13 protein-coding genes are annotated in these 13549 nt (G+C 41.9%); all 13 read left to right on the top strand.

Annotated elements, in window-relative coordinates:
• The first annotated feature begins 127 nt into the window (after nt 1-127).
• The 13 genes from dnaJ to CSV68_RS02725 all read left to right on the top strand — a co-directional run bounded on the left by dnaJ (nt 128) and on the right by CSV68_RS02725 (nt 13545).
• Nucleotides 128-1252, top strand: coding sequence for a molecular chaperone DnaJ (dnaJ, locus tag CSV68_RS02785; RefSeq protein ID WP_099634172.1), 1125 nt, complete (start codon nt 128-130; stop codon nt 1250-1252).
• Between the two features lie 15 nt (nt 1253-1267).
• Nucleotides 1268-2212: a 50S ribosomal protein L11 methyltransferase gene (prmA, locus tag CSV68_RS02780; RefSeq protein ID WP_099661409.1), complete on the top strand. Its 945-nt coding sequence runs from the start codon at nt 1268-1270 to the stop codon at nt 2210-2212.
• A gap of 2 nt (nt 2213-2214) precedes the next feature.
• Nucleotides 2215-2955 carry a 16S rRNA (uracil(1498)-N(3))-methyltransferase gene (locus CSV68_RS02775; protein WP_099661408.1) on the top strand — a complete coding sequence of 247 codons (741 nt, stop codon included), beginning with the start codon at nt 2215-2217 and terminating at the stop codon, nt 2953-2955.
• 16 nt (nt 2956-2971) lie between these two features.
• The gene (gene mtaB / locus CSV68_RS02770; protein ID WP_099634169.1) at nt 2972-4312 is read left to right on the top strand and encodes a tRNA (N(6)-L-threonylcarbamoyladenosine(37)-C(2))-methylthiotransferase MtaB; all 1341 of its coding nucleotides are present in this window, start codon (nt 2972-2974) and stop codon (nt 4310-4312) included.
• 93 nt (nt 4313-4405) lie between these two features.
• Nucleotides 4406-5077 carry a deoxyribose-phosphate aldolase gene (gene deoC / locus CSV68_RS02765; protein ID WP_099661407.1) on the top strand — a complete coding sequence of 224 codons (672 nt, stop codon included), beginning with the start codon at nt 4406-4408 and terminating at the stop codon, nt 5075-5077.
• A 145-nt stretch (nt 5078-5222) separates the two neighbouring features.
• Nucleotides 5223-5396: a 30S ribosomal protein S21 gene (gene rpsU / locus CSV68_RS02760; RefSeq protein WP_029054680.1), complete on the top strand. Its 174-nt coding sequence runs from the start codon at nt 5223-5225 to the stop codon at nt 5394-5396.
• A gap of 706 nt (nt 5397-6102) precedes the next feature.
• Nucleotides 6103-7437, top strand: a complete 1335-nt coding sequence (locus tag CSV68_RS02755; protein WP_099634167.1) for an NfeD family protein — start codon at nt 6103-6105, stop codon at nt 7435-7437.
• The gene (floA, locus tag CSV68_RS02750) at nt 7437-8423 is read left to right on the top strand and encodes a flotillin-like protein FloA (protein ID WP_099634227.1); all 987 of its coding nucleotides are present in this window, start codon (nt 7437-7439) and stop codon (nt 8421-8423) included. Before CSV68_RS02755 ends, floA begins: the two co-directional genes overlap by 1 nt.
• A gap of 36 nt (nt 8424-8459) precedes the next feature.
• A complete protein-coding gene (locus CSV68_RS02745) occupies nt 8460-8993 on the top strand; it encodes a hypothetical protein (RefSeq protein WP_099634166.1) in 534 nt (177 codons plus the stop codon).
• A gap of 47 nt (nt 8994-9040) precedes the next feature.
• Nucleotides 9041-9298, top strand: a complete 258-nt coding sequence (locus tag CSV68_RS02740; RefSeq protein WP_099634165.1) for a YabP/YqfC family sporulation protein — start codon at nt 9041-9043, stop codon at nt 9296-9298.
• The gene (locus tag CSV68_RS02735; protein ID WP_158233481.1) at nt 9288-10379 is read left to right on the top strand and encodes a sporulation protein YqfD; all 1092 of its coding nucleotides are present in this window, start codon (nt 9288-9290) and stop codon (nt 10377-10379) included. Before CSV68_RS02740 ends, CSV68_RS02735 begins: the two co-directional genes overlap by 11 nt.
• A 5-nt stretch (nt 10380-10384) precedes the next feature.
• On the top strand, nt 10385-11347 hold the full coding sequence (locus CSV68_RS02730; protein ID WP_199175001.1) for a PhoH family protein: 963 nt from the start codon (nt 10385-10387) through the stop codon (nt 11345-11347).
• A gap of 80 nt (nt 11348-11427) precedes the next feature.
• Nucleotides 11428-13545 carry an HD family phosphohydrolase gene (locus CSV68_RS02725; RefSeq protein WP_099661405.1) on the top strand — a complete coding sequence of 706 codons (2118 nt, stop codon included), beginning with the start codon at nt 11428-11430 and terminating at the stop codon, nt 13543-13545.
• Nucleotides 13546-13549 lie beyond the last annotated feature (4 nt).

The following is a 13549-nucleotide window of genomic DNA, read 5'->3' as shown; positions in this document are numbered from 1 at the left end:
AATAGCTATTGACGGAAAAGTCAAAGTCCGAAATTCCGGCTTTGACTTTTTCGTTTGTTAACTTAACAAAATTCGATATCAACGTGTTACAATGGACAACAGGTAAAATGCGATAAGGGGTGCAATGATGAGTAAACGAGATTACTATGAGGTGCTAGGCGTATCTAAGTCCGCTACGAAGGAAGAGATCCGCAAAGCATACCGTACACTTTCTAAGAAGTTCCATCCGGACTTGAACAAAGAAGCCGATGCAGAATTAAAATTTAAAGAAGTGACAGAAGCATTTGAAGTGTTGAGCGATGAGAACAAAAGAGCTGAATATGATCAATACGGTCATAACGGACCAGGTGCAGGCTTCGGAGGTTTTGGTGGCGGAGGAGGTGCTGATGGCTTCGGTTTCGAGGATATTTTCAGCACATTCTTCGGTGGTAGTGGCAGAAGAAGAGATCCAAATGCCCCACAAAAAGGGAACGACTTACAATATACAATGACAGTCGACTTCATGGATGCTATTTTCGGAAAAGAAACGGAAATCGATATTCCTCGTGAAGAAGAATGTGATACATGTGACGGCTCAGGTGCTAAAAAGGGCACGAGCGTCAAAACATGTACGGAATGTAATGGTTCGGGTGAGATTTCTTTCGCTCAAAACACGCCATTTGGTCAAGTAGTGAACCGTAGAACTTGTCCTACATGTCAGGGGACAGGTAAAATTATTCCTGAAAAATGTGATACATGTCGAGGTAAAGGTCGCGTAACGAAAAACAAGGTCATTAAAATTACGATTCCGGCTGGAGTAGACCAAGGGCAACGTCTACGAGTAGGCGGTCAAGGTGAAGCGGGAATTAATGGAGGACCTCCTGGAGACTTGTACATCGTCTTTAATGTGCGTCCACATAAACGTTTCATTCGTGAAGAAGACGATATCATTTTGGAATTGAACTTGACGTTCCCACAAGCATCATTAGGTGATGAACTCGAAGTCCAAACGGTGCACGGAAAAGTGAAGTTGAAGATTCCAGCTGGTACACAAAACGGCACAACTTTCCGACTTCGCGGCAAAGGGGTTCCAAACGTACATGGTCACGGAACAGGCGATCAGCATGTCATCGTTAAAGTGACTACACCGAAAAAGATGACGGAGCGACAAAAGGAATTACTGCGTGAGTTTGCATCAATTGAAGGAGAATCACCAGATGAGTATTCTAGCTCATTCTTCGATAAAATCAAACGCACTTTTAAAGGCGAATGAAAGGATTGACGAACTGTGAAATGGTCTGAAGTTTCCGTGCACACGACACATGAAGCAACTGAGGCGGTAGCGAACATCTTGCATGAAGCAGGCGCTAGCGGAGTCGTTATTGAAGACTCCGAAGAACCTGGTAAAGAACGAGTAGACCAATATGGCGAAATATATGCATTAGATAAGGATGACTTCCCAAGTGAAGGTGTCATTATTAAAGCTTACTTGCCTGTCAATAGTTTCATCAACGAAACAGTTGAAAATCTCGAATTAGAAATTGAAGGCCTCCGTCAATTTTCATTAAATCCAGGACGCTTTACTATAGGCATCACAGAGGTGGATGAGGAAGATTGGGCTAACTCATGGAAACAATACTTCCATCCGGTGAAAATCTCGAAGCGTTTTACCATTGTTCCAACATGGGAAGAGTATACGCCAGTGGAATCTGATGAATTGATCATTGAATTAGATCCCGGAATGGCTTTCGGTACAGGTACACACCCTACGACGGTCCTCTGTTTACAAGCGCTGGAGAAGTACCTAGAACCTGGTCAAACGATCGTTGATGTAGGCACAGGTTCAGGTGTGCTAGCAATAGGTGCTGCTTTACTTGGTGCCAAACATATTACCGCGCTTGATCTAGATGAAGTAGCTGTACGCGCTGCACAGGAAAATGTCACGTATAACCACGCAGATGATCGCATCACCGTCTTGAAAGGTAATCTTCTTGATTCGATTGAAGAACCACCTGACATGATCATTGCGAATATCTTGGCGGAAGTTATTATGTCGTTTTCAAAAGATGCTTATCAACTCGTTAAACCAGGCGGCCTTTTCATTACATCGGGTATCATTGGAGCGAAACGGGAAGAAGTGCGTAATGACCTAACGGCACAAGGTTTTGAAATTGTGGAAACGGTTCTTATGGAAGATTGGGTAGCGATCATTGCGCGTAAGGGCAGTGAATAATCATGCAACGTTATTTTCTAAATCAACCATTTAATGAGCAGCACGAAGTAGCAATCAGCGGGGATGATTATAAGCATATTGTCAAAGTGATGCGTATGACGCCGGGTCAGGAAATCCTGACGGTGTATGATGGCGTCGCTTCGGTAGCGGTGATCGACAGCATTTCTGAAGACTCCGTTACCGTTTCACAGCAGAAACAACTGGACCAATATAATGAACTACCGATTTCTGTTACGATTGCCTGCGGATTGCCTAAAGGTGATAAACTCGATTTGATTACCCAAAAAAGTACAGAACTCGGTATGACTCGATTGATTCCTTTTGCTGCGAGTCGATCGATCGTAAAATGGGATGCTAAAAAAGGTGATAAACGCATAGAACGTTTGCAAAAGATTGCCAAGGAAGCTGCTGAACAATGTCATCGTAACCAAGTGCCTGAGATTTTATCCGTTCAAAGCGTCAAGCAACTGATCATGTATACAGATTCCTTTGATGTCAAATTGTTTGCGGATGAAGAAGATGCGAAAAGTGATGTTCCGCATAAGATTGCGGACCGTCTGAAAAACGTGTATCATGGACAATCAATAGTAGTTGTTTTTGGACCGGAAGGCGGATTAGCGCGCGAAGAAGCCGCTTTACTTCAAGAGGCCGGTTTCCTTCCAGTGTCGTTAGGACCTAGAATCCTGCGCACGGAAACAGCACCTTTATATGTATTGTCCGCTATGTCTTATGAATTTGAATGAAAGAAGTGAACAACTTATGTCTTCAGTTGCTTTTCATACACTGGGCTGCAAAGTGAATCATTATGAAACAGAAGCTATTTGGCAATTGTTTCAAGAAGCAGACTATGAAAGAGTAGAGTTTGATAAGAATTCTGATGTCTATGTTATTAATACATGTACCGTAACGAACACCGGTGATAAAAAGAGCCGACAAGTAATCCGTCGTGCTATTCGTAAAAATCCAGATGCAGTAATCTGTGTAACGGGTTGTTATGCACAAACATCACCGGCAGAAATTATGGCGATTCCTGGTGTGGATATTGTCGTCGGCACACAAGATCGTTCAAAATTGCTTGGGCTGATCGAACAATTCCGTGAAGAGCGCGAGCCGATTAATGCGGTGCGCAACATTATGAAAAACCGTGTTTATGAAGAACTTGACGTGCCGTCATTTACAGATCGCACACGTGCTTCGTTAAAAATACAAGAAGGGTGTAATAACTTCTGTACGTTCTGTATCATTCCGTGGGCTAGAGGATTGATGCGCTCACGTGATCCCGAAGAAGTTATTCATCAAGCACAACAACTTGTCGACGCGGGCTATCTTGAAATCGTCTTAACAGGTATTCATACAGGTGGTTATGGTGAAGATTTAAAAGGCTATAACCTAGCTCGTCTATTACGTGACTTGGAACAACAAGTAAAAGGATTGAAACGTCTCCGTATTAGTTCAATCGAAGCAAGCCAATTAACAGATGAAGTGATCGATGTATTGCGTGACTCTAATATTGTCGTACGCCATTTGCATATCCCCATTCAATCGGGTTCAGATACCGTACTCAAACGGATGCGTCGCAAATACACAATGGAATTCTTCTCTGATCGATTAACTCGTCTGAATGAAGCGTTACCTGATCTTGCTATCACATCCGATGTCATCGTAGGTTTCCCTGGTGAAACGGAAGAAGAATTCATGGAAACGTATAACTTTATTCGTGACCATAAGTTTTCTGAGCTCCATGTATTCCCTTATTCGAAGAGAACGGGTACACCTGCTGCTCGAATGGAAGACCAAGTCGACGAAAGTGTAAAAAACGAACGCGTGCACCGTTTATTAACGCTGAACGATCAATTAGCAAAAAATTATGCTGCTCGATTTGAAGGCGAAGTACTCGAAGTTATTCCTGAAGAAAGCTTTAAGCAAGATACGGATCAAAATCTCTATGTAGGCTATACAGATAATTATTTAAAAGTAGTCTTACCTGCAGATGAAACGATGATCGGTCAAATTGTGAAAGTGAAAATTACTAAAGCGGGCTATCCTTACAATGAAGGCCAACCTGTCCGTGTACTGACAGAAGAAAAAGTCATGATATAACATGGACCACCTATAATGGGTGGTCTTTTTCGTGCAACAAAATGCAGGCTTTGGTATACTGAAAAAAACGATATGTAAAAAGGAGCGCTTTCATTGACTACAAACTATGCCGCTTATATTGATCATACGTTGTTAAAGGCAGAAGCAACTAAACAGCAGGTACTCGAATTATGTAAAGAGGCAAAAAAATATTCTTTCGCCTCAGTCTGTATTAATCCAATCTGGGTTAAAACAGCGGCAGAAGCTTTACAAGGCACGGAAGTAAAAGTATGCACTGTAATTGGCTTCCCTCTAGGTGCAAGTACATCCGAAGTTAAAGCTTTCGAGGCCAAAGATCCGATTGCGAACGGTGCAACTGAACTAGATATGGTTATCAATATTGGCGCATTACAAAGTGGGTTGCTTGAACAAGTGCAAAATGATATCGAAGCCGTAGTAGAAGCAGCAAAAGATCAAGCTTTAGTAAAAGTGATCATCGAAACATCATTGCTCGATAATATTCAAAAACGTACAGCATGTGAACTGGCGGTACTTGCAGGAGCGGACTTCGTCAAAACATCGACTGGATTCTCCACTGGCGGTGCTACTGCGGAAGATGTAAAGCTTATGCGTGCGGTAGTAGGTCCAGCAATTGGAGTGAAGGCAAGTGGTGGTGTTCGCAGTGCTGAAGACGTAGATCGCATGATTGAATCGGGTGCAACACGTATCGGTGCGAGTTCAGGTGTTGCAATTATGCAAGGTCTCTCATCGTCATCTGATTATTGATCACTTTTTAAAAAGTAATTCATAAAATTTATCATGATATTCTAATAGTTTTTATTGACCAAACCGAATATATACGTTATAATTTTATAGTACATAGCAAAGTGCTATGTTTCGAAGTGTGTGTTTGGAGGGAGGGACAAGAGATATGACTAAGACAGTCGTTCGCAAAAATGAATCACTTGAAGACGCTCTTCGCCGCTTCAAACGTACTGTATCCAAGAGTGGTACAATACAAGAGAGTAGAAAGCGTGAATTCTATGATAAGCCAAGTGTTAAACGTAAAAAGAAATCAGAAGCTGCACGTAAGCGCAAGTTCTAATTTCTGCCTACATTGAATTTTGATATTACCTACTAATGTAATTTCTTATAAACCGAAAATCCTTCACTGGATTTTCGGTTTATTTTATTGTCTGGAATATACTAAGCTATTTATAAAAGTAGTTGGCGAAGGCCAAGAGGGATTGGCATTTCGGGTGGAACGCTTATCCTGAGGTCTCGCCTGTCGAACTGATCCTCTGGAGTGGCCCCTCCTACGTGCCAATCCCTTGCAATGTAAATGGATGATACTTTTTGTTGTGTATTAAAGTTGTGTTTATCATCTATTTTGAACTTGAATAAGTTTAGGAACAAAAATAATTCACACACTGGCTCCAATGAATATTCTAAGTATCTTTACTCAATATGCAGGATGTAAGCTGGCGGCGAAGTGCTAAGCTGTGCTCCTAACGTTTCGCTTTTACTCGCTAAAGCCGTTCTTCGTTACGGCTCTTCCCGCGGGCCCGTGGGAAAGCGTCCCCCAACTGGAGCTTCCATCCCCTCACAAACACTAATTCACCTCCGGGCTTTCATAACTTTCAACACAACTTCAATAATTATGCTCATGAATGTCCATATATAATCCATATACTAACAAGCCATGACGCAACGAAAGAAAAACTTTTATTTAATTGCAATTAAATGAAACCAAATGCTTCTTCAAACGTAAATAGTAAGTATAATAGGCAGTAGAGAGAGGTGAGAACATAATGTCTAAAATGATTAGGTCCGTTTTTCTGCTCATTTTATTCATCGGTACAATCGCATTGCCTTTTATACACTCAGACGCAGCTGAAACAAAAGTATATCAAGTACCCCTTCATCAAGAAGTAGAAAAGGGGCTGCATGCCTTCCTACAGCGTTCATTTAAAGAAGCTAAAGCTGAAGGCGCAGAGACGATTGTGTTGGATATAGACACTCCTGGAGGCTTTGTGGACGCTGCTGATCAAATCGCAAAGCTGATGAAAACAACTGACGATGTCAAAATCGTCGCATTCATCAATGATCGTGCGCTATCTGCTGGGGCATTCCTTGCACTTTATGCAGATGAAATCTACATGACACCAAACGGTTCTATTGGAGCTGCACAAGTCATCGATGGATCTGGAAATGCAGCAGAGACGAAAGCCAATAGTTACTGGTTGGCACAAATGAAAAATGCCGCAAAGCACAATGGCCGTGATCCGCAATATGCATTGGCGATGGCTAATCCAGAAATTGATCTGCCGGACTTACGTGCACAAAAAGGAGAACTTCTGACACTCACTGCTGACGAAGCCGAAAAGGTAGGGTACAGTGAAGGGACAGTAGCTTCATTTGACGAGTTACTGAAGAAGCTGGACTTGGAAGATGCACAAGTCATCTCTACAGCGGAAACGTTTACAGAGAAAATGGCTCGATTCATTACCAACCCAGTCGTTGTACCGATTTTACTTTCCGTTGCAAGTCTTGGACTGATTGTAGAATTATATTCACCAGGCTTTGGTGTACCGGGAAGCATGGGCCTTACAGCTCTATTCTTATTCTTCTACGGACACACAGTAGCAGGTCTAGCAGGTTATGAGACATTGTTATTATTCCTGCTCGGTGTAGCACTTATTATTGCCGAATTCTTTGTTGCAGGAGGGATAGCTGGTATCTTCGGGGTCTTGGCTATCATAGGAAGTATTTTATTGGCAGGCACAAACTTGGCATTCATGGCAGTTTCGGTGCTAATTGCGATAGCCGTAGCGTTGATAGGAGCAGTGGTTATTATGAAATTCTTCGGTAAAAAACTTCATCTATTGAATAAAATCATTTTAATGGATACGATGGATACGGAAAGCGGTTACGTTTCCAACAAAAATCGTAATGAGTTATTGCAGAAGGTGGCAACAACGATTACTCCACTTTATCCATCTGGCGTCGCTGAAGTAGATGGCGAACGCATCGATGTAGTATCAGAAGGTCGTTACATCGAAAGTGGTAAAAAAGTAGTGATTGTAGCAGTAGAAGGTTTTAGAATCGTAGTAAGAGAGAAGAAAGAGGAGGAACAAGGCTTATGATGGGACTAGGAACAATCGGGCTGGTAGCAGCAGTCTTTATTATCATCATCGTACTGGCGATATTCTTTACATTCGTTCCAGTAACGCTATGGATTTCCGCCATTGCGGCAGGCGTTCGAGTAAGTATCTTCACATTAATCGGTATGCGTTTACGTCGGGTTATTCCGAGTAGAGTAGTTAACCCATTGATCAAAGCACATAAAGCAGGTTTGACAGTATCAATCAATCAGTTGGAAAGTCATTACTTAGCTGGTGGTAACGTAGACCGCGTAGTGAACGCATTAATCGCCGCGCAACGTGCGAACATTGATTTACCGTTTGAAAGAGCGCAAGCGATCGACTTGGCAGGACGTGACGTACTGGAAGCAGTTCAAATGTCCGTTAACCCGAAAGTTATCGAAACACCATTTATCGCGGGTGTTGCGATGAACGGTATCGAAGTAAAAGCAAAAGCTCGTATTACAGTTCGTGCAAACATCGACCGTCTAGTCGGTGGTGCGGGTGAAGAGACAGTCGTTGCTCGTGTTGGTGAAGGTATCGTATCAACAATCGGTTCTTCAATCAGCCACGCGAAAGTATTGGAAAACCCAGATTTGATTTCTCAAACTGTTTTGAAAAAAGGTTTGGACTCAGGTACGGCGTTTGAAATTTTATCCATTGATATTGCTGATGTTGATATCGGTAAAAACATCGGTGCAGAACTTCAGACAGAACAAGCAATGGCAGATAAAAACATTGCACAAGCTAAAGCGGAAGAACGTCGCGCTATGGCTGTTGCAAGCGAGCAAGAGATGAAGGCGAAAACTCAGGAAATGCGCTCGAAAGTTGTGGAAGCAGAAGCTGAAGTACCTTTGGCTATGGCAGAAGCTTTGCGTTCTGGGAATATTGGCATCATGGATTACATGAACTACAAAAATATCCAAGCCGATACAAGCATGCGTGATTCAATTAGTAAAACAGGAACAGATCAACAAACAAAAGACTAACTATAACAAGATGAATTCCCGGGAAGGGGATGCATAATGGAACAACTGATTATTTTGGGTATCATGTTGGCGCTGGGATCGTTATTCGGTAAGAAGAAAGATAAAGATCAACAGAATCAGCAAAAACAACAACCGAAACGTCCGCCCAGCCAGCAATGGCCTGCCCAACCCACTCAAAGTGAAATGAAACAAAGAGAACCTCAGCGCACGAATGCAGCGCCTGTAGAGAAGCCGCGTTCGTTGAAGGAATTATCGAGAAATCTTTTTGAGGATATTCAAAAAGAATTCCAGGATCTCCAGCAAGAGGGGAAAGAACCTGAACAACCTGTCAAGGCACAGGCGCCTCAGTCTGAAGTCTTCTATGCAGAGCCGAAGAAACCGGTTAAGCCCGTTTCTACGCCACGTCCGGAGCGCCAAATGGGCAGAGGCAGGCTTCGTGGGGAGGAACAGTCCATTTTGCAAGAAGATGAAAAAATCTTGCAGGAAGACTTGATTCCAAGAACTCCTCAGCAAATCATGCAAGGGATTGTCTATGCAGAAATTTTAGGTCCACCAAAATCAAAACGGTAATCATGCCGCCCCCTGTCTTTTCATAGGATGAGACAGGGGGTTTTTTCATGAAAAAATTATTCGCACTTCATCCATCCATTATTCTAGATGAATTCAACTCATTGCGGATTACTGGCAACTATCGCTTGCTCGCATTAAGCGAACAATCCGTATCTTTTCAAACGAATGACTATGTCATGACTGTTAAAGGAGAAGATGTAACGGTTCTAATGCTGACTGAACAACACGCCCATATATCGATTGATGAACTACAGGAAGTGACGGTGCGTTTTACGCCTGAAGATGGAAATAGTTATGAGTCCTAAACGATTTGAAGTACAGGTGAAAGATGTTCGTAACGGTTCTGTTTTTCTAAGCAGATTACAGAGAGAGCATGTCAAGATCAGCAGCTTGTATGTCTCTGGAAGTGCTATGTTTTTTGAAACAGACACAAAGGGAATTAAAGTTATCCGCCGTTACAGAAGAAAATACCGTGTGAAAGTACAAATCAGGCGTAGAGGCATGGACACTGTTCAGCATCGACTATTCGCATCTTTGTTATTTTTAATCGTCTGTTTCATTCCACTAGTGGCTTCGCTGTTTCTGTGGAACATCACAGTGGAAAGTGATATTCCAGAAATTACGCAACGAATGGAAACAAAGATGCAGAAAGCACAAATTACTGCGCCCTCTTTATTATCCAAATTACCGGAAGAGGATGAAATTCGTCGGCTACTTATGCAAGATGAACCTTCTCTTTCCTGGATCCGGTTCTCAAAGACAGGTACTTCGTTAAAAGTTTCACCGATGCTTGCGCCATTGTCGACCGAAGTGGAGGAAGAAGTGAAAGAGAAGCCATCTCATCTAGTAGCGAAAACTGGGGGAGTGATCACACGCTTTGCATTAACCAGAGGGGAAAGAGCGAGTATTATTCATCAAACGGTAAAGAAAGGTGATATGCTAGCAACGGGTATCCTTGAACAAGGTGAAAAAACGACAGTGGTAGGGGCGGATGGAGAAGTATTTGCTGATTATTGGTTAGAATGTCATTTTGAATTACCGCGGACAATTAGTTATTCGATTCAGGGAGAAGAAAATCTCCATATCAGTTGGCAAAAGCCGTGGATAGGTAACCAGAAAAAAAATATGGGTTTTAGAAATCCTATTATTATGGATAGAACGAAAGAAAATCACATTCAGGAAGTGTTTTTGAAAAAAGGAATGGAAGAGACGATCATCTTGCCACTGATTAAGTATGATTTATTGTCAAAGAAAACAAATGAGCGCATAATTAAAGAAGAAAACATTTTACATGTATCCTTCACTAATGATAAAGTGAGTGGGACTATACTATTTTTACTTAATGAAAATATTGCTGAAAAACGACCTATAACTCAAGGAGACTGAAAACATTGAGCGAACATTTACTTCAACTTCATATTGAAGAACCGAACGAAGCGATAATGCTTCTTGGCATTTCCGATCAGAACATGAATTTGATCGAAGAAGAATTGAAAGTTTCAATCCACACTAGAGGAGAAAATATCTCGATCAGTGGAGCAGAAGAACAAGCAGAGGTAGCGAAAAATTTGCTCGAGCAGTTACTGAAAGTTATACGTAAAGGCATTAATATCAATTTACGCGATGTAGCAACGGCGATTGAAATGGCGAAAAACGGCACGATTGAATATTTTTCTTCTTTATACGAAGAGGAAATCGCACGCAATACAAAAGGGAAAGTTATTCGTGCCAAGACAATCGGACAAAGAGAATACGTCCAGGCAATTCGTTCAAGAGATTTAGTATTTTGTATCGGACCTGCCGGTACAGGAAAGACGTATCTCGCTGTCGTGATGGCGGTGCAGGCAATGAAAACAGGTTCAGTAAAGCGAATTGTGTTGACTCGACCTGCTGTTGAAGCTGGAGAGAGCTTAGGGTTCCTTCCAGGCGACTTGAAAGAAAAAGTTGACCCTTACCTTCGACCTCTTTACGACGCGCTACACGACGTGCTAGGAGCCGAACATACAGAGCGTCTTATGGAGCGTGGCGTCATCGAAATTGCACCACTTGCGTATATGCGCGGTAGAACACTTGATGATGCATTCGTTATTTTGGATGAAGCTCAAAATACAACGAAAGCTCAGATGAAAATGTTTCTGACTCGTCTCGGTTTTGGATCGAAAATGGTCATCACAGGTGATAAAACGCAAATTGATTTACCTCGCGGTGTGGATTCTGGTCTAAATGTTGCGGAACACATTTTGAAGAACGTACAGGATATCCAATTCATGTATTTGGAACAAGGTGATGTAGTCCGACATCCGATAGTAGCGAAGATCATTGATGCATATGAGAAAGAGCAGTCAACTAATTAATTGACTGCTTTTTTTTGAATGAGGAATATACATAGTTAATCCATCATGTGAAGAACATTTGCTGTAAAGGAGGCAACTGCATGATAGCTTTAAAGGAACTATTTTCACAGCTAAGAAAAGTGAAATTTACATTTCTTTTGCTTCTTGTCGTCTCTCTTTCTAGTATCCTATTGTTTTTTCTGATGCATGGTAGTACGCAAAACGAAACGTACGAAATTTCGGCTTTTGAAATTTCGCCGAAAACCATACGATCTCCTAAAACAATAGAAGATATAGAGAAAACTGAACTTGAACGTGTACGGGCGGAACAGGCGGTACCTAATTCTTATCGTTTCTCAGAGGATATTATGAAAAACCGCCAAGCTATCCTCAGTTCAATCTTTACTGCTGTAAGTGATGTCAAAGTCGAAGCGAAAGAAGATCCTGACATGACTTCGGGTGATAAAATGAAGTTACTTCAAAAGAAGTTGGAAGGTCTTGAAAAAGAGCAGACGTTTTTACCTGTTACAGATGATCAACTTCAACAGTTACTTTCGGCTGAACAAGGTGATCTGAATAATTTGCATGAATTACTGACGCTTGTAGTGGGAAGAGAATTGTCGAAGCCGTTTAAAGCTGAGCAGGTGCCGATGCATCGCTATGAGGTGGAGCGCAGAATTCGGGAAACAAATACATTGCCAAGAGATTTGCTTGAAGTGGGACTATCACTCGGGCGAATGGCAGTAGTGGAAACGGAAGTAATCGATGAAGAATTGACTGTCAAAAATCAGACGGATGCGCGAGCTTCAGTTGAAGCAATCCGTATTTTACAAGGACAAGTCATCGTGCGTGAAGGACAGTTAATCGATCGTGATGTGTATCATCAACTGAAGCTTTCTGGGGTCCTCAATAATCAATCTTCATTTAAACCGACGCTCGGCATTATTCTGTTTATTTTGTTCGTATCCGGTCTGATTGCTATACACTTCGGCAAGTCCAAGAGAGATGAGACGTTCAAAAAGAAAGCACTTGTTATTTTCTATATCATTTTATTGTTAGCTGTCATATTAATGAAAATCGTCAGCTACATTGATCATGAGTTTGATGTCCTCATTGCATTTTTATTTCCGACGGCTCTTGTACCGATGCTGATAAAGTTATTGATCAATGAGCGATCAGCAGTACTGGCGACGATTATTACTTCTGCAACAGCTGGCATCATGTTGCAAGAAGGCTTGGCTGCCATCATGCAAATGGAAGTAGCGCTGTATATTTTATTCGGTGGGATTGTTAGTGTTTATTTACTGAGTGAACATGGAAGACGCTCAACCATTCTGCAGACGAGTCTTGGCGTTGCAGGATCGAACATTATGTTCATCATATTTTATTTATTAATGACACAGACTAGTTATACAACGCCAGAGTTGATCTTCTATGCCGTGGCGGCCACCTCATCAGGCTTGTTGTCTGGAGCTTTGACGATGGGATTATTGCCGTTCTTCGAGTCGAGTTTTCACTTACTTTCCAATATGCGTTTAGTGGAACTTTCGAACCCTAATCATCCGTTACTAAAGAAAATATTAGTGGAGACACCAGGTACTTATCATCACAGCATTATGGTTGCGAATCTAGCAGATGCGGCGTGTGAAACAATCGGAGCCAACGGATTACTAGCGCGTGTCGGTAGTTATTATCATGATATCGGGAAGACTATACATCCAGGTTTCTTTATTGAAAATCAACATAATGGCCGTAATCTGCATGATGCACTGACACCCGAGAAAAGTCGTGATATGATTATAGCCCACGCGGAAGACGGAGCGAAAATTTTGGAGAAACACCGTATGCCCAAAGAACTAATAGCCATTGCTAGACAACACCATGGAACGAGTAGCGTCAGATTCTTTTATCTGAAAGCGAAAGAAACGAATCCTGATGTGAATGAAGACGATTTCCGCTATCCTGGCCCGAAACCGCAAACGAAAGAAAATGCAGTGATCATGATTGCAGACAGTGTGGAAGCGGCTGTGCGTGCGATGAAAGAACCGACACCTGGAAAAATTGCTACACTCGTCAATGCGATTGTACGTGGAAAAGTAGAGGACAATCAATTTGATGAATGTGATTTGTCCTTAAAAGAAATAAAACTAGTGAAACAAGCAATTAATGAAACGTTAAATGGGATCTTCCATAATCGTATCGAATATCCCGATAAGTAAAGGA

Source organism: Sporosarcina sp. P29, from assembly GCF_002743265.1.
Lineage (GTDB): Bacteria > Bacillota > Bacilli > Bacillales_A > Planococcaceae > Sporosarcina.
This window is presented reverse-complemented; position numbering and strand designations above follow the sequence as displayed.

Bases quoted from the DNA above. Each gene is read 5' to 3' on its own strand.
- dnaJ (WP_099634172.1), top strand. From the start codon at position 128: ATGAGTAAACGAGATTACTATGAGGTGCTAGGCGTATCTAAGTCCGCT.
- CSV68_RS02775 (WP_099661408.1), top strand. From the start codon at position 2,215: ATGCAACGTTATTTTCTAAATCAACCATTTAATGAGCAGCACGAAGTA.
- mtaB (WP_099634169.1), top strand. From the start codon at position 2,972: ATGTCTTCAGTTGCTTTTCATACACTGGGCTGCAAAGTGAATCATTAT.
- rpsU (WP_029054680.1), top strand. From the start codon at position 5,223: ATGACTAAGACAGTCGTTCGCAAAAATGAATCACTTGAAGACGCTCTT.
- CSV68_RS02755 (WP_099634167.1), top strand. From the start codon at position 6,103: ATGTCTAAAATGATTAGGTCCGTTTTTCTGCTCATTTTATTCATCGGT.
- floA (WP_099634227.1), top strand. From the start codon at position 7,437: ATGGGACTAGGAACAATCGGGCTGGTAGCAGCAGTCTTTATTATCATC.
- CSV68_RS02745 (WP_099634166.1), top strand. From the start codon at position 8,460: ATGGAACAACTGATTATTTTGGGTATCATGTTGGCGCTGGGATCGTTA.
- CSV68_RS02740 (WP_099634165.1), top strand. From the start codon at position 9,041: ATGAAAAAATTATTCGCACTTCATCCATCCATTATTCTAGATGAATTC.
- CSV68_RS02735 (WP_158233481.1), top strand. From the start codon at position 9,288: ATGAGTCCTAAACGATTTGAAGTACAGGTGAAAGATGTTCGTAACGGT.
- CSV68_RS02725 (WP_099661405.1), top strand. From the start codon at position 11,428: ATGATAGCTTTAAAGGAACTATTTTCACAGCTAAGAAAAGTGAAATTT.